This window comes from Flavobacterium sp. LC2016-01 (genome assembly GCF_009711135.1).
In the GTDB taxonomy this organism is placed as follows: domain Bacteria; phylum Bacteroidota; class Bacteroidia; order Flavobacteriales; family Flavobacteriaceae; genus Flavobacterium.
In genome coordinates, this window is record NZ_WMIC01000007.1 from 150,274 (window position 1) to 166,667 (window position 16,394).

Sequence of the window (16,394 nt, forward strand, 5' to 3'; positions counted from 1 at the left end):
ACTTTAGGCGTAATTTCTCTTTTTAAAACAGATTTTTTTAGATAAATTGCAGTGAAATCGAATTTAAAAACTGCCCAAACTCAATCTATGGAGAGCAAAAAAAGTTATACCGCCATCAAAGTGCTCTTCAGCTATGTTGCATTATTGGCATTAGTGGTTACTGTGGGATGGTTTTTATATTCTGAAAATGTCGTTTATAATAAATTAGAAGATAAAATTGCTCTTGAAAAAAACAAGATTTTAAGAGTCAGCAAATTATTCTCAAATGTTTATAAAACCGAAAGTTTAGCCCGAAAAACAATCCAGACCAACTCCGACAAAGATTTTAAAAGCTACGTAATTGAAAGTGATTCCCTGCGCGCAAGAATTGACACTTTAAAACAAATTGTAACGACAGATTATCAAAAAGTTCTCTTAGACAGCGTAACCTATTTACTCGCCGAAAAAACCAAAAACATTCAGCAGTTAAAAACAATAAAAAATAAAGCCGATGATGAAGTCTCGGTAAACTCGGCTATTGATGAAATTACCAAAATGGAGTTCAAACTCCGTAAACTGGAACTTCAGGATTTTACTAAAAATCCAAATCAGCTTGGGGCTTATCAAAAAAATGTACTACAGCAATATGTAGATTATCTCAATCAAAATATTCCGGATGACAGCACCAATACATTGAGCAAAAAAGCTTCAGACTCGATATTAGCCAATTCGAAAAAACTTTTAAGCTCCGTAAAATTAAGAGCAGAAAAGAAAAAAGAATCGCTGAATTTTGAAGAAAATAAATTGCTAAAAAATGAAATTGCCATTTCAGACCAGCTTCGAAAAGTACTTCGAATTATTGAGCGCGAAATCATCATCAATTCCATAAAAAACAATTCACTAAAAGAAAAATCGCTTAAAAAAGTCAACGAAATTGTAACAGCCTCAGCAATTGTCGGATTAATTCTGACTTTATTTTTTTCTGTTTTAATTGTCAGTGATTATTCGAAATCGCAGGTTTATAAAAAACAGCTTGAAATCGCGAATTTCAAAACAAAAAACCTGCTTAAAAGCCGTGAACAACTTATTTCGACGGTTAGTCATGATTTAAAAACACCTTTAAGTACGATTGTAGGCTATTCAGAACTTTTAAGCAATTCTGATATCAATACAAAACAGTCTTATTTCATTAACAACATCAAAAACTCATCTGAATATATCACGCAGCTAGTTCAGGATTTGCTTGATTTTTCTCAAATAGAAGCAGGAAAAATTACGATTGAAAAAGTACCTTTTTTAGTTCCTCAAATTATTGATGAAGTAGCCAAAAGCATTCAAACCGTTTACAAACAAAAGAATATTGATTTGATCATTGCTATTGATGAAAAACTAAACTCAAAAATTGTTGGAGATCCTTTTCGACTCAAGCAAATTTTGAGCAATATCATTGGAAATGCTTACAAATTTACTGAAGAAGGTTATATAAAAATCAGTGCTTATCTAGCAGAAAAAAATGATTTTTTTGTCATTACAATAGAAGATACCGGAATTGGAATTGAAAAAGGAAATCAGAAATTTGTTTTTGAAGAATTTGCTCAGGCAAATGAAGGCATCGAAAAAAAATATGGCGGAACAGGCTTAGGTTTATCAATCTGCCAGAAAATAATTTCGATTTTAGGCGGTACTTTGCAGCTAGAGAGTATTTTTGGACAAGGAAGTACTTTTGAGATTCAGCTTCCGTTGTTGTTTGATACTAGTTCAAACCCAGCTGATGAAATTAAAAAAGCAGTTTCGCATCAAACTAAATCACAAACTTTTATTGTAATTGATGACGACATTAATCTTCTGAATTTAACCAGCGGTGTTTTAAGACAGGAAAAACATCAGGTTTTATCTTTTAACAGCGCCGGAAAAGCATTGGAAGCCATTCAAAAAACCAATTTTGATTTTGTCATCACGGATATTCAAATGCCCGAAATGGACGGATTTGTATTCTTGCAAAAACTTAAAAGCATGTCAATTTATGACAATCAGCCGGTCATTGCCTTAACAGGAAGGGCAGATCTCGATGCTTCTGTATATGCTGATGCTGGATTTACAACGGTTGTAAAAAAACCTTATTCTCCTAGAATACTTTTAGATACAATCAGAATTATTTTGGAAGATGATCCTTTGCCAAAAGTTGACACAACAAAAGCAGGAGAAAAAATATCTACAAAATTGTACTCCCTAGTAACTTTGAGAGAGTTTTTGGCTCATGACAAAAATGCTTTAAACGAAGTTTTAAAATCATTTATCGAAAGCACAAATGAAAATCTAGTCTATCTTGAAAATGCCATTTCATTAGAAAATACGGTTGAAATAAATGCAATCGCTCATCGCATCGCTCCAATGTTCAAACAAATTGAAGCAAATGAAATTGCCAAAATTCTTGTAGTTTTAGAAAAAAATGAATTTGAAATTACTGAGGCAAAAGACATTTACAAAGATCTGAAAGCAAAAATTGACTCGCTTTTCACCATCTTAAACAAAGAAATTGTTTAATCGATGTTGTATTGCTTTAATTTATTATAAAGCGTCTTTCTGGTAATTTTAAGTAGTTTCGCAGCTTCAGATTTATTATTCTGCGTTTTAGATAATGCATGAATAATGGTTTCTTTTTCATTTTCGGATAAAGAAAAATTAACTGAATTCTCGGAAGAATTCTGTTTTTGAATCTGAAAAAATTCAGCTGGCAAAACTTCGCTTTCAATAAAATCGCCACGAGTTAAAAGAGTCGCGCGTTTTACACAATTTTGCAGTTCGCGTAAATTCCCTGGCCAATTGTATTTTTGAAAAATAGCAACAACTTCAGGAGAAAATCCAATAATATCTTTATTCAACTGCTGATTGGCCTTTTCAAGGAAATAATCGGCAAAAACCATCAAATCTTCTTCTCTATCTTTTAATGAAGGTGACAGAATAGAGAATTCATTGATTCTATGGTATAAATCTTCTCTAAATTCGCCGTTTTTTACTGCTTCACGTAAATCTTCATTTGTTGCAGTTATGATTCGGATATCGACGTTTATTTCTTTATTGCTTCCAACAGGTTTTATTTTTCGTTCCTGAAGTGCTCTTAACAGCTGAATTTGGTTCTCATAAGAAAGATTTCCAATTTCGTCAAGAAAAAGAGTTCCTCCATTTGCAGCTTCAAAATAACCCATTTTATCACTAATTGCGCCAGTAAAAGAACCTTTTAAATGCCCGAAAAATTCACTTGCCGCTAATTCTTTCGGAATTGCTCCACAGTCAACGGCAATAAAATTATTGTTTTTTCGAGTGCTTTGCTGGTGAATGCTTTTAGCTATAATTTCTTTTCCTGTGCCGCTTTCGCCGATAATCAAAACAGACATATCCGTTGGGCTTACCAATTGAATATGATCTAACAATTTTCGTGAAGCAACAGAAATTCCTTTTACAAATTCGTTCTCTGAAGTAACTTGTTTTTTTGCTGGTTTCTTTTCTTTTGGTGAAATTTCTTCAGCTTCATTATGCTGCAGGGCATTTGTAATTACTAGCAAAACCTCATCAGGATTAAAAGGTTTTGAAATATAATCTGCAGCACCATTTTTTATAGCTTTTACAGCCGTGTTCACATCAGAGTAGCCTGTCATCATAACGACAGGAATATGAGGATGAGCATTTTTAATTTCAGTCATTAGTCCAATGCCATCAGAATCAGGCAGACGAAGATCTGTCAAAATCAAATCGAACGATTCGTTTTTGATTGCTGCTCTTGCTTCTGCTGCAGAGAAAGCTATTGTTACTTCGTATGCTTTTTTTATTAGAAATTTCTCTAATAATTTACAAAACGAAATATCATCTTCTATCAATAATATCTTTGACATCTGTTTTTAAGGACTTTTTTTGCTAAAATAATACTATTAAAGTTGTATTCTCACAAAATTATGCAAAAAAAAAGAGACTGCTACAAGCAATCTCTTTTTCACCAAAAACATAAATCTAATTCACCTAATTATATTTATAATATATTTATTATATTTTCAGCCAATTGCCATTGACATCTGAGTAAACAGTAGCCTTTTGGTCCTTAACTGATATTTCTAATTTGTATTCTTTTTTCTCGTTTACATATGCTTTATCCAGTTTTGCATTTGGATAAGCAGTCTGCAGAGCAGTTTTTACCGCCGCCGGAACAGCATCTGCAGTAATTTCTGTATATTCTGTCTGAACAAAAACGGACGTCTTTACTTTATTTTGAATCGTCGTCGCCTTTGCTTGAATAGACAAACTTGCCAGAATAACGGCCCCTGTGATGGCTAACTTTTTCATATTGCTCTTTTAAAGAATTATTTTTTAATGATATTTCCAGAAGCATCTGTAAAAAAAGTATACTTTTTCTCTCCGCTTGCTATGACAAGTTTATACTCATTTTTCGCATTTTTGTACGCTTTTTCCAGTTTTGTACCAGCAAAAGATTTTTCAATAGTCGATTTTACTGCTGCCGGAACAGCATCGATAGCAACTTCAGTGTATTCATCTTGAATATTTACGGACTGAACCATTTCAGCTTTTGCAACAACAGTTGCAGCATTGATTGACAAACTTCCAAAAACGACAGCTGCCGATAAGATTAACTTTTTCATAGTGGGGATAGTTTTATAGTTACTTTTTAAGAATGTTTCCTTTTGCGTCTGTATAAATAGTAGATTTTACATCTCGAACAATAATATCGATTTTGTATTCTTTTTTATCGTTTACATAAGCTTTTTCAAGTTTTACACCAGGATAAGCAGTATCTAAAGCTGTTTTAATAGCCGCCGGAACAGCATCAACTTCTTTGTACTCATCTTGAAACTTCACTGATGCTGTCGCTGGATTAATAGCGGCTATTGGTGTGGCTTGTATTGACAGTCCTCCTAAAAGGATAGCTGTCGATAAGATTATCTTTTTCATAATGACAGTTTTTTAGTTAACGAATTATTTTTTCACCCAAGATCCATCGGCATTTGCATACAGAGAACCTACTTTATCGCCTACAGTAACTTCTAATTTGTATTGAGAAGCCGTGTTTTTGTAAGCTTTAGAAAGTACTGCATCTGGATATGCTTTTTTAAGCGCGTTTGTAACTGCAGAAGGAACTTCTTCTACTTTGATCTCAGTATATTCGTCTTGAATTGATATTGTTTTTACGATTGTATTTGATATTGGAGAAGTTGAAGCAAATGATGTTAAACTTCCCAAAATGATTGCGGCTGATAAGAATAAATTTTTCATAATGTGTGTATATTTAATAGTGTTAATTAATTTGTTTGGAACAAAAAGGGCTTATTTTTTAACCCAAGTTCCGTCGGCATTAGCATAAACAGAACCTACTTTATCACCTACAGTAACCTCAAGTTTATATTGTGATGCAGCATTTTTGTATGCTTTAGAAAGCACTGCGTCTGGATACGCTTTTTTTAGTGCACCTGTAACTGCAGCAGGAACTTCTTCTAATTTAATTTCAGTGTACTCGTCTTGAATTGAAATTGTTTTTACGATTGAATTTGATATTGGAGAAGTCGAAGTCGAAGCAAATGATGTTAAACCTCCCAAAACGATTGCGGCTGATAGAAATAATTTTTTCATGATAATAGTATTTTAAGATCGTTAATTTAATTTTAGTATTTTTTATTTGAAAATACACGGGACACGCTTTTAGATTATTTTTGAATCCAAGTTCCGTCGGCATTAGCAAAAAGATTTCCCACTTTTTCGCCAACTGTAACGTCTAATTTGTATTGAGAAGCTGCATTTTTGTATGCTTTAGTAAGAACAGCGTTCGGAAACGATTTTTTTAATGCTTCAGTAATCGGAGCTGGCAATTCTTCTAATTTGATTTCAGTATATTCATCCTGAATTGAAATTGTTTTTATAATTGAATCTTCAACTGAAGAAGTTGCAGCGAATGAAGTTAAACTTCCCAAAACAATAGCGGCTGATAAGAATATCTTTTTCATAATGTAAATTTTAGTATTTGTTTATAGTTGTTTACGCTTTAGATAATGAAATTATTATGCCGCAAAACAAAATTAAGCCCCTATACTACGCAATCCCTTTATTTTAGAGGGATTTAGATTATCATGCCAAGTTTTAACTATTGCAAAAAGTGTGTAATTCCACAAATGAGTGTGTAAAAATTATACACTTTTAGTGTTTCCTAACGCATAAAAACAACAAAACCCGATAAGTTAAAACTCATCGGGTTTGTATTAGAAATAAAAAAGGCTGCCGAAACCGACAGCCTTAAAAATTATTCTGGACTATTCATTTTGAAAGTATCCATAAATGCAGTTGTGTAATCTCCTGCAATATATTTTGGGTCATCCATTAATTGTCTGTGGAAAGGTATTGTAGTTTTCACACCTTCGATAACGAATTCATCCAAAGCTCTTCGCATTTTGCTGATAGCTTCTTCACGAGATTGTGCAGTAGTAATTAACTTAGCAATCATTGAATCGTAATTTGGCGGAATACTGTAACCAGAATAAACGTGAGTATCTAAACGAACTCCGTGTCCTCCTGGCATATGAAGCGTAGTAATTTTTCCTGGTGAAGGACGAAAATCGTTATAAGGATCTTCAGCATTAATACGGCATTCGATAGCGTGTAATTGTGGTAAATAGTTTTTTCCTGAAATTGGAATTCCAGCAGCAACCATAATTTGCTCACGAATCAAATCATAATCAATAACTTGTTCTGTGATTGGGTGCTCCACCTGAATACGAGTATTCATTTCCATGAAGTAGAAATTTCTGTGTTTGTCCACAAGAAATTCTACAGTTCCAGCTCCTTCATATTTAATGAACTCAGCAGCTTTAACAGCAGCTTCTCCCATTGCAGTACGTAATTCATCTGTCATGAAAGGCGAAGGTGTTTCTTCAGTCAATTTTTGGTGACGACGCTGTACAGAACAATCTCTTTCAGAAAGGTGACATGCTTTTCCGTAAGAATCTCCCACAACTTGAATTTCGATATGACGTGGTTCTTCAATAAGTTTCTCCATGTACATTCCGTCATTTCCAAATGCTGCAGCCGCTTCTTGACGTGCACTTTCCCAAGCTTTTAAAAGCTCTTCTTCTTTCCAGATCGCGCGCATTCCTTTTCCACCACCACCAGCAGTAGCTTTCATCATCACTGGGTAGCCAATTTCTTTAGCTGTTTTTTGTGCATGTTCGTAAGATTCTAATAATCCATCTGAACCTGGCACACAAGGAACTCCTGCTGCTTTCATTGTAGCTTTTGCAGAAGCTTTATCTCCCATTCTATCGATCATTTCTGGAGCCGCACCAATAAATTTGATTCCGTGCTCTTGGCAAATTTTTGAGAATTTAGCATTTTCAGAAAGGAAACCGTATCCTGGGTGTATTGCATCTGCATTTGTAATTTCTGCAGCAGCAATAATATTTGACATCTTTAAATACGATAAGTTACTTGGAGGTGGTCCAATACAAACCGCTTCGTCAGCAAACTTCACATGTAAGCTTTCCGCATCGGCTGTAGAGTAAACTGCAACAGTTTTAATTCCCATTTCCTTACATGTACGAATTACACGAAGTGCAATTTCTCCTCTATTCGCAATTAATATTTTTTTAAACATCTTATTTTAATTAGATAATTAGACAATTTGATAATTAGATAATTTTAGATGATTAAAAGTGAACCATTCTAAAATCTAAAATCTAAAATCTAAATTTATTTATGATGGATCAACTAAGAATAAAGGTTGGTCAAATTCTACAGGAGACATATCGTCTACAAGAATTTTTACAATTTTACCTGAAACTTCTGATTCGATTTCGTTGAATAATTTCATTGCTTCAATTACACAAAGAACATCTCCTTTTGCGATAGTACTTCCTACTTCAGTGAAAACTGGTTTGTCTGGAGATGGTTTTCTATAGAATGTTCCAATAATTGGAGATTTTATAGTAATGAATTTAGAATCTTCAGCTGGAGCAGCTGCTTCACTATTTACATTTACAACAACTGGAGCAGCTACCTGAGGAACAGCAGCTTGAGGCAATGCAGCCTGAGCTGGTAATTGCTGTACATAAGTAGCCTCAGTTACATTTGTTTCCAAAGTTGTTCTGATAGTGATTTTCACATCATCCATCTCTAACTTTACTTCAGCAACTCCCGAATTTGCTACAAATTTGATTAGGTTTTGAATTTCTTTTAAATCCATAATGATTCGTTTTTAGTTTTAATTTATTTGGTATCGTAAGCCCATTTCAAGTAGATAGATCCCCAAGTGAATCCACCACCAAAAGCGGCTAAAATAATATTGTCTCCTTTTTTGAATTGGCGTTCAAAATCGTTTAATACTAAAGGCAAAGTTGCTGAAGTTGTATTGCCATATTTTTCAATATTCATCAATACTTTTGAATCTTCAAGGTTCATTCTGCTTGCAGTAGCATCAATAATACGTTTATTTGCCTGATGCGGCACTAACCAATCTACATCTTCGTTAGTCAAATTGTTTCTTTTTACAATCAATTCGCTAGCGTCAGCCATGTTAGTTACGGCATATTTAAAAACGGTTTTTCCGTCCTGAATAATATTATGCTGTCTGTTTGCAACAGTCTCTGCTGTAGTTGGGATCAGAGAACCTCCGGCAGAAATTTTAAGGAAATCGCGTCCTACGCCATCACTTCTTAAATATTCATCTTGCAAACCTAAACCTTCATAATTTGGTTCGAATAAAACAGCTCCTGCTCCATCTCCAAAAATAATACAAGTAGATCTGTCTGTGTAATCTACAATTGAAGACATTTTATCAGCTCCAATTAATAAAACTTTTTTGTAACGTCCTGACTGAACATAAGCTGCAGCAGTTGACATTCCGTATAAAAAACTTGAACACGCTGCCTGCAAATCGTATGCAAAAGCATTTGTAGCTCCAATTTCTGTTGCAACATAAACTCCTGTAGAGGCTACCGGCATATCTGCTGTAGCTGTTGCCATAATAATCATATCAATCTCTAACGGATCGATATTTGCTTTCGCTATTAAATCCTGTGCTGCTTTTATAGCAAGAAACGACGTTCCTTTATCAGCATCTTTAAGAATTCTTCTTTCTTTAATTCCGGTACGAGTGGTAATCCATTCGTCATTGGTATCTACCATAGTTTCCAGTATTTTGTTCGAAAGAACAAAATCTGGAACATAAGCTCCAACAGCGGTAATTGCGGCTGTGATTGTACTCATTATATTCTATTATTTCCTTCCAAATACAGTGTATTTGAAAAATTTTTAAAAGACTTGAAAATTACAAAAAAAAACGACATTATTTTGTATATAATTTCCTAAAAAAAGAAAATTATAACCAACAAAAAAAACTCTCACTATGTGAGAGTTCTAGTATAATTTACAAAAACGTATTAAGCAACCGCTTCAGATTTATCGATAACAACTTGTCCTCTGTAATACATTTTACCTTCATGCCAGTAAGCTCTGTGGTATAAATGTGCTTCTCCAGTAATTGGACATGTAGCGATTTGAGCTACAGTAGCTTTATAATGTGTTCTTCTCTTATCTCTTCTTGTTTTCGAGGTTTTTCTCTTAGGATGTGCCATTTTACTATATTATTTATCCGTTAATAGTTTCTTTAATTTTTCCCAACGCGGGTCAATATCTTCTTCTTGTTTACTCTCTTCCTTTTTTTCTTTGACTGTTTTTACTTTCAGTTCATTCAGTTTTTTCAAAGCTTCACTTTCTAAGCTTCCGTCTTTTACTCCTGGATGAACTCGTTTTAGAGGTACCGAAAGAGCGATCATTTCATAAATGTATTGTGCTACATTTATTTCAAACTCTCCATGCGGTAAAATCAGCAGCTCCTCATTTTCATCATTAAACTCATCTCCAAAACGAACAATTAATTTCATTTTCCCTTTTATAGGAAGATCAAACTCTTCGCCTGTAAGATCACAAGGTACATTTACAGTTCCTTTGTGTTTAAAATCCAACTCAAGCATGGTGCTTTTTTTATCTAAAACCAAACTTACTTTGATATCCGAACTTTGAAATTCGTTATACTCAAAGTCCTCAAAGAACTTATTATTTACCTGATACTCAAAATGGTGTTTTCCTAGTTTTAATCCTACGAAAGGAATTAAAAATTCTTTTGTTTTGCTCATTTCAACATCAATTTGAACAATTCGCATCTGTAAACAGATATCTGAATTGGGGTGCAAAGATATAAAATTATTACAAATCTAATAATCTTATTCACCTTTTTTTGTTTATAACTGTTTTTCTTTTATTTTTAGAGGTTTTTGGCTAATCTCCTCATACTGATTACGCGAACGAAAAATATCGATTGCAAGATAAACTGCTTCTTTAAACGAATTGAAATCGGCCATATCTTTTCCTGCAATGTCATACGCAGTGCCGTGATCTGGCGAAGTTCTAACCCTATTTAAACCCGCTGTATAATTTACGCCCTTGCCAAAAGACAATGTTTTAAAAGGAATTAATCCTTGATCGTGATAGGTCGCCACAATAGCGTCATATTTCTCATATTGACCGCTTCCAAAAAAACCATCAGCAGGAAATGGCCCAAAAACCATTGTTCCTCCTTCAAAAATTTTCTTTAAAGTCGGTTTTAAAACCAAATCATCTTCTTTTCCTATAACACCGCCGTCACCTGCATGTGGGTTTAATCCTAATACAGCAATTTTTGGTTTTACAATACTAAAATCCTGAATCAGTGATTTTCTGATTGTTTCAATTTTTCTTGTAATCAATTCTTCTGTTAGATGCGAAGAAACTTCATTTATAGGCACGTGATCAGTTAACAAACCTACCCTTAAATTATCCTGCACCATCATCATCAGCGCATCACCCTCTAATTCTTTAGCTAAATAATCTGTGTGTCCAGGAAATTTAAAATCCTCGGACTGAATATTATATTTATTAATTGGCGCAGTAACCAGAACATCTATTACACCTTCTTTCAAAGCTTTAGTCGCTGCTGCAAAAGATTTAATAGCATATTCTCCAATCTTCTCATCGTTTTTTCCAAAACTAATGTCAACTCCCTCTTTCCAAAGATTGAAAACATTTACTTTTCCTGGTAAAACCTGTTCTATTTTATCTACTCCGTGAAACTGAACTGAAGATGTAAAACTTTTTTTAACAAAAGACAGTATTTTAGCATTTGCAAAAATAACTGGCGTACACATCTCTAGCATACGAGAATCCTCGAATGTCTTCAATATAACCTCGCTTCCAATACCGTTTAAATCTCCTACCGAAATTCCAACAATTATATTTTCTGCTTTTTTATTCATGAGCTCAGCTTATTTATTACTAATTTTGATGTGCAAATTTAGTAAAATAAAACAACAATGTTCACAGGAATTATAGAAACCCTAGGAAGGGTTCATAAAATAGAAAAAGACCAAAACAATCTTCACATAACGATTGATTCAGCGATCAGTAACGAATTAAAAATCGATCAGAGTGTTTCTCACAATGGAATCTGCCTAACCGTAGTCGCTATTAAAGATTCACTTTATACTGTAACCGCTATTGACGAAACGATTTTAAAAACCAATATTGGAGACTGGAATGAAGGTGATATTATTAATCTTGAAAGAGGAATGAAACTTGGCGATCGTCTTGATGGGCATATAGTTCAAGGTCACGTAGACCAAACCGGAACCTGTATAAAAATTGAAGAAGCAAGCGGAAGCTGGAATTACACTTTTGAATACGACGAAAAACTCAGCAATATAACAATAGAAAAAGGCTCCATAACTGTAAACGGAGTAAGCCTTACAGTTGTAAATTCAAAAACAAACGAATTTAGCGTCTCAATAATACCTTATACTTTTGAACACACTAATTTTAAAGATTTTAAAGTGGGGACAAAAATAAATCTGGAATTTGATGTTGTTGGCAAATATATCTCGCGATTATATGCTATAAACAAATAAAAGGAATATTCTTAAACATAAAAAAAGATTCAATTTAAATTGAATCTTTTTTTATAAAATCATATCTGCGAATTGCATATATACCAAACAATACTGCGCATCCGGCTAAAATAATCAAATTTTGATCAATAGCGACTCCAGGTGGCAATATTGGTCCAGAAGCACTGGTCGTAGCAGTTCTAGCAGTCGCACCGTTTCCAGGACTTGGCGGAGTTTGTTTCGCCATAACATTTGAAATAGTCATCAAGACAAAATACACAAAAAAAATAGTTTTTTTAATCTTCATAAGTTTAAACCTGTCAAAGACAAGCGATATTAAATTAGACTTGGGGTCTTTTATGAAATTTCGTACAATCCTTTAATATTAAAGAACTTCACCCGGCAAATGTAGAAGATTTTTGCAAAAATACAACTCTAAAACAAAAAAAAGCTTCATAAAAAATTATGAAGCTTTTATATTTTGTGGTCCCACCTGGGCTCGAACCAGGGACCACCTGATTATGAGTCAGGTGCTCTAACCAGCTGAGCTATAGGACCGGTTTGAGGATGCAATATTACTACTATTTTTCGTTCACTCCAAATATTTTAAGACATCATTTGTATTTAATTCTGTTTTAAAGTATCAGTCTTAAAAAACGATATTGATTTTCAATACCTTATTTAAAAACAAATTTGTCATTTTTTTATTTAATTTCCTGACAAAGCTCTACTAAAACACCATTCGTGTTCTTTGGATGCAGAAAAACCACCAGTTTATTGTCGGCGCCTTTCTTCGGAACTTCGTTAATCAGCACAAAACCTTCATTTTTTAAACGTTCGATTTCGGCATAAATATCTGTAACATCAAAAGCAATATGATGAATTCCTTCTCCTTTTTTCTCCAAAAATTTCGCAATTGGACTTTCGGGATTTGTCGCTACCAAAAGTTCAATTTTATTGTTTCCGGTTTGAAAAAAAGAAGTTAACACACCTTCGCTTTCCACTGCTTCCATTTTATAAGACGGAACACCAAGCATTTTTTCGAACAACACATTAGCATCATCCATATTTTTTACTGCAATTCCTATATGTTCAATTTTATTTACCATCGTTTTAAGTTTATTGGTTCACATACGTATTAAAGTAACCGCATTCAGCAATAACATCCTGATAATATTTCGTATCAGAATAATCTTTTCTTAAAGCTTTGAATGAATTCCAAGCAATAAAATTAATTTTATCATCTTGAATTTCCCAGTAATTATTGATGTCATTGTATTTTTTATTGTAATAATCATTTCGCTCACATTTCGAAATCAAATACAAACATTTTGCTTTTTGTTCTTTATTTGAGGCTGCTTCAAAAGCTTTTTGATAATACATTATAGAAACCGAATTATTCGTAATCATTTTTTTCATTGAATTCCTGAACGAATATGGACTTGAGCCATAACCTACGATACTGATTTCGTAAAAAGTTCTCCCATTCCCGAAATGCGAAATATTATAAAATGCGTTTCCCAGCAATAAACTATTTATATAGACATCTTCCTTTTTGGCCAATTTATCCTGCATCTCTTTTATTGTAACCAAAAAATCCATCTGAGAATATTTCTTTTTCTGATATGCCGCATGCTCGCAGTCATGGCAATCTTTTATATTTCCGTTAAACGGATTTCCTAAAAATTTATAATACTGAACTGAATCTGTCTGCTTCATAAATTCAATAGCTTCCGGAATTTTATTTTTGAAAGTTGCCTGAACCGCCTGAAAATTATTGATGTCTTTTAATTTCAAACTGTAAATCCCTGCACCAATTTTCTCGATTTCGGTTTTATTCGGTTTCTCCAAAAAAGCTTTCATGTCCAATAAAACTTTTTCATTATCATAAAATGAATTTCCGTCATTCCAATAACCATAACGTGATTCGCCAAAAATTTCAGACATTACTAAATCTCCTTTTTCACGATAAAGCGTTGACAAATAACTTCTGCTCCATGAAGAAGCATTTTGATAACGGAATTCCTGTCCTTTGTATGTTTTTGGAAGCTCATAATACAGCCAATTCAAATCGGATAGAATTGTCTTTTCATTTTTGTCTGTCAGTTTATCAATTTTGCTCAAATTATTCACAAAACGCAACAAACGAAGCTGCATTCCTGCCAACTCCGTTTTAGGCAGTGTTTTTACAGCTTTGTCAAAATTCTTATCTGCATTGGCATAATCTCCTTTTAAAGTCTGCAAATATCCTAGAGACAAATCCCAAAGATAAGGCCTGTCTGTGTTTCCAGCTGCCGAAATTTTAGCAATTAAATCCAATGCTTTTTTATCAACTTTGACTTGATTTTCTGTTTTGCTTTCTGCCACAGTCAATTTTTTTTGAGGCTGATTTTCTCCTCCATCTTTCTGAAACGAATTGTTTATAGATTGTTCAAGTCCATTAACCAGTCTGGTTGCCAGATAATTCAAATGTTCGCTTTTTGGGTTTAATTCATAAATTTTTTCGATTGCCTGTTTTTCATCTTTATAATAACCATGAATTGCCCAAAGCGCCACTTTTTCATCATTGTTTTTTGCCATTAATAGCGCTTTGTTCCAATCTGAATCATTTTTTGGACGAAAACTATAGGCTGTTACCACTCTTAACTCAGGACATTTATCAAAAACTTTGGCATATAAATAATTAGAAGCCGCATATTTCTTTTGCTTGTAATTAATCCCGGCAACATAGGAAAGTGCTCTGTAATACAAGGTGTTTTTAGGAACCGAACTTTCTGTTTTATTAAAAAAATCAATTGCTTTTTGTTTGTTATTGCTATAAAAACGAGCTTTCATAGTGAGAAACCAATATCTGTTTTTCAAAAATGGATCAGCTGTAGTATTATATACATTCTCAATTGACTGAATCATTTTCGAATCATTGAAAGTTTTAGCCACAACGGGCTCGTAACTCCAATTTTCTTCACCTATAGAAACCGTTTCTATCTTTTGGGCCAAATACAAAAACTCAATAAAACTCTTTACTTTCGCGTCTTTCAAGTTGAGTTTTTTGCCCCATTTTAGAGAAGTTTTATTGTCTTTCTTATTCTTATAAAAAGCATGCAGATCTGCAATTTCTTCTTTATTCTTAATTACATTTTTATCATCTGAATAATATCTTCTTGTTTCATTTCCAATTAAAAAATAATTCACAGCTGTAGTATCCGCTTTTCCTTTTAAGTACGAAGCCCAATCCTCTTTTATGTTTTTATTAAATCGAGAATTATGTTCAGTGTCAAATCCAATTCCATAAAAAATGGAACCAGACAAAAACAGCGGTGAATACGATTTATCGGCAAAAGTTTCGGGCGTAAAATTCGAATTATATCCAAAAAAATCCCAGTCGTCACCGCCGGCGCAGGCATAAATCACTCCGTAAACTGAAAGCAGTCCAATACTAAAAACAAGAAACAGTTTGCTTGAAAATATTCTTTTCATAATTTTTTAAATTGAATTCATCTAAATCGTAAAATATAATTTCTTTGGGCTTTTGCGTTGCATTTTCGCTTAAATCTTCAGCCATTTCTTTTAAATTTTCTGCAGAAATTGTTTCCATTTTCAGCAGATCTTTTTCTTCATAATAAACACCATTTTTATAATTTGATTGTTTTACTCTGAAAAATATAGAACTAATTTGTTCGAAATTTTTATCATTTTTGAGCGTTGCAAAATCCATTTTTGACCGAAGTCCCAAAACTTTTTGATCCCGAATATGAATAGCCCAAGAATAAATAGGAAGTGCATAATTAAGATGCAAAGGGTATTTCTTTAAACTTTTAAGATACCGTTCTGAAATTTCTCTGTTATAAATCGAATTCAGAGAATCTGGCGTAATACTTCCCATATTATAAAACATCAAAACACCCGAATCGACATTTGGGATTTTTGTTTTCTTAAAATACTTGACCTGATGAAGCCTGATTGTGGCCGAAAGTTTTTTATGCGAAAGCTTTTTAATCTGCTCAATAAATTTAAGATAATTGTCTTTGCTTTTTAAGGACCAATCGCAGTCAATTTGAATTTCGGTACAATTAATTTTATTTTTCTGATTGATTTCGGTAATCAAATGAATTGTTTTTTCAGCCAAATCTTTAATATCAAGTTTTTGCTGAAGCATTACTTTATTCTGAATAAAAATGACCGGAACAATTTCGAAGCCATGAATATTTTCCTGAAAATGAATTGGACTTATAGGAAATGGATTTTGTGTTTTTGGATGAAGTCCAATATCAAAGTATCTGACATAAAGTTTACTGACACTGTTGTCTCTCAAAACTTCTTTTTCTGTTTCTGAAAATTTCAAATTGGTTTTCCAATAATAAAACGCAATTATGGGCTTGTCGTTTTTACTGCACGATGCCAGCAAAAGAAAGAATGAAATCCAAAAAAATCGCTTTAACAAAACTAAAT

Annotated in this window: 19 protein-coding genes and 1 tRNA gene; 2 read left to right on the plus strand and 18 right to left on the minus strand. The window is 33.2% G+C overall.

The annotated features are described in order from the left end of the window. The first annotated feature begins 87 nt into the window (after positions 1-87). Positions 88-2,523 carry an ATP-binding protein gene (locus tag GKZ88_RS15580; RefSeq protein WP_155103280.1) on the plus strand — a complete coding sequence of 812 codons (2,436 nt, stop codon included), beginning with the start codon at positions 88-90 and terminating at the stop codon, positions 2,521-2,523. Here GKZ88_RS15580 and GKZ88_RS15585 read toward each other — a convergent pair. The 13 genes from GKZ88_RS15585 to pdxA all read right to left on the minus strand — a co-directional run bounded on the left by GKZ88_RS15585 (position 2,520) and on the right by pdxA (position 11,318). Then, positions 2,520-3,869, minus strand: a complete 1,350-nt coding sequence (locus tag GKZ88_RS15585) for a sigma-54 dependent transcriptional regulator (protein ID WP_155103281.1) — start codon at positions 3,867-3,869, stop codon at positions 2,520-2,522. The two genes, GKZ88_RS15580 and GKZ88_RS15585, sit on opposite strands and share 4 nt — an antisense overlap. Positions 3,870-4,017: 148 nt before the next feature. Then, positions 4,018-4,314: a hypothetical protein gene (locus GKZ88_RS15590; protein ID WP_155103283.1), complete on the minus strand. Its 297-nt coding sequence runs from the start codon at positions 4,312-4,314 to the stop codon at positions 4,018-4,020. Positions 4,315-4,331: 17 nt separating this feature from the next. Then, the gene (locus GKZ88_RS15595; protein ID WP_155103285.1) at positions 4,332-4,628 is read right to left on the minus strand and encodes a hypothetical protein; all 297 of its coding nucleotides are present in this window, start codon (positions 4,626-4,628) and stop codon (positions 4,332-4,334) included. Between the two features lie 19 nt (positions 4,629-4,647). After that, the gene (locus tag GKZ88_RS15600) at positions 4,648-4,938 is read right to left on the minus strand and encodes a hypothetical protein (protein WP_155103287.1); all 291 of its coding nucleotides are present in this window, start codon (positions 4,936-4,938) and stop codon (positions 4,648-4,650) included. Positions 4,939-4,962: 24 nt separating this feature from the next. Further along, positions 4,963-5,259 (minus strand): hypothetical protein, encoded by a 297-nt coding sequence (locus GKZ88_RS15605; protein ID WP_155103288.1) that lies wholly within the window; start codon positions 5,257-5,259, stop codon positions 4,963-4,965. 51 nt (positions 5,260-5,310) lie between these two features. Continuing rightward, entirely contained in the window at positions 5,311-5,613 is a 303-nt protein-coding gene (locus tag GKZ88_RS15610) for a hypothetical protein (RefSeq protein ID WP_155103289.1), read from the minus strand. A gap of 74 nt (positions 5,614-5,687) precedes the next feature. Then, positions 5,688-5,984, minus strand: coding sequence for a hypothetical protein (locus GKZ88_RS15615; protein WP_155103290.1), 297 nt, complete (start codon positions 5,982-5,984; stop codon positions 5,688-5,690). 293 nt (positions 5,985-6,277) lie between these two features. Next, positions 6,278-7,624: an acetyl-CoA carboxylase biotin carboxylase subunit gene (gene accC, locus GKZ88_RS15620; RefSeq protein ID WP_155103291.1), complete on the minus strand. Its 1,347-nt coding sequence runs from the start codon at positions 7,622-7,624 to the stop codon at positions 6,278-6,280. 99 nt (positions 7,625-7,723) lie between these two features. Continuing rightward, positions 7,724-8,212 carry an acetyl-CoA carboxylase biotin carboxyl carrier protein gene (gene accB, locus GKZ88_RS15625; RefSeq protein WP_155103292.1) on the minus strand — a complete coding sequence of 163 codons (489 nt, stop codon included), beginning with the start codon at positions 8,210-8,212 and terminating at the stop codon, positions 7,724-7,726. A gap of 23 nt (positions 8,213-8,235) precedes the next feature. Next, the gene (locus GKZ88_RS15630) at positions 8,236-9,234 is read right to left on the minus strand and encodes a beta-ketoacyl-ACP synthase III (RefSeq protein WP_155103293.1); all 999 of its coding nucleotides are present in this window, start codon (positions 9,232-9,234) and stop codon (positions 8,236-8,238) included. A 173-nt stretch (positions 9,235-9,407) separates the two neighbouring features. Then, entirely contained in the window at positions 9,408-9,602 is a 195-nt protein-coding gene (gene rpmF / locus GKZ88_RS15635) for a 50S ribosomal protein L32 (protein ID WP_008465217.1), read from the minus strand. 9 nt (positions 9,603-9,611) lie between these two features. Then, positions 9,612-10,163 carry a DUF177 domain-containing protein gene (locus GKZ88_RS15640; protein WP_155103294.1) on the minus strand — a complete coding sequence of 184 codons (552 nt, stop codon included), beginning with the start codon at positions 10,161-10,163 and terminating at the stop codon, positions 9,612-9,614. A 105-nt stretch (positions 10,164-10,268) separates the two neighbouring features. After that, complete coding sequence (gene pdxA / locus GKZ88_RS15645) at positions 10,269-11,318, minus strand: 4-hydroxythreonine-4-phosphate dehydrogenase PdxA (protein WP_155103295.1); 1,050 nt, start codon at positions 11,316-11,318, stop codon at positions 10,269-10,271. A gap of 57 nt (positions 11,319-11,375) precedes the next feature. Here pdxA and GKZ88_RS15650 point away from each other — a divergent pair, with 57 nt between their 5' ends. Further along, entirely contained in the window at positions 11,376-11,966 is a 591-nt protein-coding gene (locus tag GKZ88_RS15650; RefSeq protein WP_155103296.1) for a riboflavin synthase, read from the plus strand. 34 nt (positions 11,967-12,000) lie between these two features. On the opposite strand, the gene GKZ88_RS15655 is transcribed toward GKZ88_RS15650, so the two are convergent. The 5 genes from GKZ88_RS15655 to GKZ88_RS15675 form a co-directional block, all read right to left on the minus strand. After that, entirely contained in the window at positions 12,001-12,252 is a 252-nt protein-coding gene (locus tag GKZ88_RS15655; protein ID WP_155103297.1) for a hypothetical protein, read from the minus strand. A 177-nt stretch (positions 12,253-12,429) separates the two neighbouring features. Then, a tRNA-Ile gene (locus GKZ88_RS15660) sits at positions 12,430-12,503 on the minus strand. A gap of 146 nt (positions 12,504-12,649) precedes the next feature. Then, on the minus strand, positions 12,650-13,054 hold the full coding sequence (mce, locus tag GKZ88_RS15665; RefSeq protein WP_155103298.1) for a methylmalonyl-CoA epimerase: 405 nt from the start codon (positions 13,052-13,054) through the stop codon (positions 12,650-12,652). Between the two features lie 10 nt (positions 13,055-13,064). After that, complete coding sequence (locus GKZ88_RS15670) at positions 13,065-15,422, minus strand: hypothetical protein (protein WP_155103299.1); 2,358 nt, start codon at positions 15,420-15,422, stop codon at positions 13,065-13,067. Beyond that, positions 15,382-16,287 carry a hypothetical protein gene (locus GKZ88_RS15675; RefSeq protein WP_230392529.1) on the minus strand — a complete coding sequence of 302 codons (906 nt, stop codon included), beginning with the start codon at positions 16,285-16,287 and terminating at the stop codon, positions 15,382-15,384. The genes GKZ88_RS15670 and GKZ88_RS15675 overlap by 41 nt, the downstream gene beginning before the upstream one ends. Positions 16,288-16,394 lie beyond the last annotated feature (107 nt).

What these genes read in the sequence shown, in the direction of transcription:
- GKZ88_RS15595 (WP_155103285.1), bottom strand. Translation starts at nt 4,628, where the DNA reads ATGAAAAAGTTAATCTTATCGGCAGCTGTCGTTTTTGGAAGTTTGTCA.
- GKZ88_RS15640 (WP_155103294.1), bottom strand. Translation starts at nt 10,163, where the DNA reads ATGAGCAAAACAAAAGAATTTTTAATTCCTTTCGTAGGATTAAAACTA.
- GKZ88_RS15580 (WP_155103280.1), top strand. Translation starts at nt 88, where the DNA reads ATGGAGAGCAAAAAAAGTTATACCGCCATCAAAGTGCTCTTCAGCTAT.
- GKZ88_RS15655 (WP_155103297.1), bottom strand. Translation starts at nt 12,252, where the DNA reads ATGAAGATTAAAAAAACTATTTTTTTTGTGTATTTTGTCTTGATGACT.
- GKZ88_RS15590 (WP_155103283.1), bottom strand. Translation starts at nt 4,314, where the DNA reads ATGAAAAAGTTAGCCATCACAGGGGCCGTTATTCTGGCAAGTTTGTCT.
- accB (WP_155103292.1), bottom strand. Translation starts at nt 8,212, where the DNA reads ATGGATTTAAAAGAAATTCAAAACCTAATCAAATTTGTAGCAAATTCG.
- GKZ88_RS15585 (WP_155103281.1), bottom strand. Translation starts at nt 3,869, where the DNA reads ATGTCAAAGATATTATTGATAGAAGATGATATTTCGTTTTGTAAATTA.
- GKZ88_RS15610 (WP_155103289.1), bottom strand. Translation starts at nt 5,613, where the DNA reads ATGAAAAAATTATTTCTATCAGCCGCAATCGTTTTGGGAGGTTTAACA.
- GKZ88_RS15615 (WP_155103290.1), bottom strand. Translation starts at nt 5,984, where the DNA reads ATGAAAAAGATATTCTTATCAGCCGCTATTGTTTTGGGAAGTTTAACT.
- rpmF (WP_008465217.1), bottom strand. Translation starts at nt 9,602, where the DNA reads ATGGCACATCCTAAGAGAAAAACCTCGAAAACAAGAAGAGATAAGAGA.
- pdxA (WP_155103295.1), bottom strand. Translation starts at nt 11,318, where the DNA reads ATGAATAAAAAAGCAGAAAATATAATTGTTGGAATTTCGGTAGGAGAT.
- mce (WP_155103298.1), bottom strand. Translation starts at nt 13,054, where the DNA reads ATGGTAAATAAAATTGAACATATAGGAATTGCAGTAAAAAATATGGAT.
- GKZ88_RS15650 (WP_155103296.1), top strand. Translation starts at nt 11,376, where the DNA reads ATGTTCACAGGAATTATAGAAACCCTAGGAAGGGTTCATAAAATAGAA.
- GKZ88_RS15600 (WP_155103287.1), bottom strand. Translation starts at nt 4,938, where the DNA reads ATGAAAAAGATAATCTTATCGACAGCTATCCTTTTAGGAGGACTGTCA.
- accC (WP_155103291.1), bottom strand. Translation starts at nt 7,624, where the DNA reads ATGTTTAAAAAAATATTAATTGCGAATAGAGGAGAAATTGCACTTCGT.
- GKZ88_RS15605 (WP_155103288.1), bottom strand. Translation starts at nt 5,259, where the DNA reads ATGAAAAATTTATTCTTATCAGCCGCAATCATTTTGGGAAGTTTAACA.
- GKZ88_RS15630 (WP_155103293.1), bottom strand. Translation starts at nt 9,234, where the DNA reads ATGAGTACAATCACAGCCGCAATTACCGCTGTTGGAGCTTATGTTCCA.
- GKZ88_RS15670 (WP_155103299.1), bottom strand. Translation starts at nt 15,422, where the DNA reads ATGAAAAGAATATTTTCAAGCAAACTGTTTCTTGTTTTTAGTATTGGA.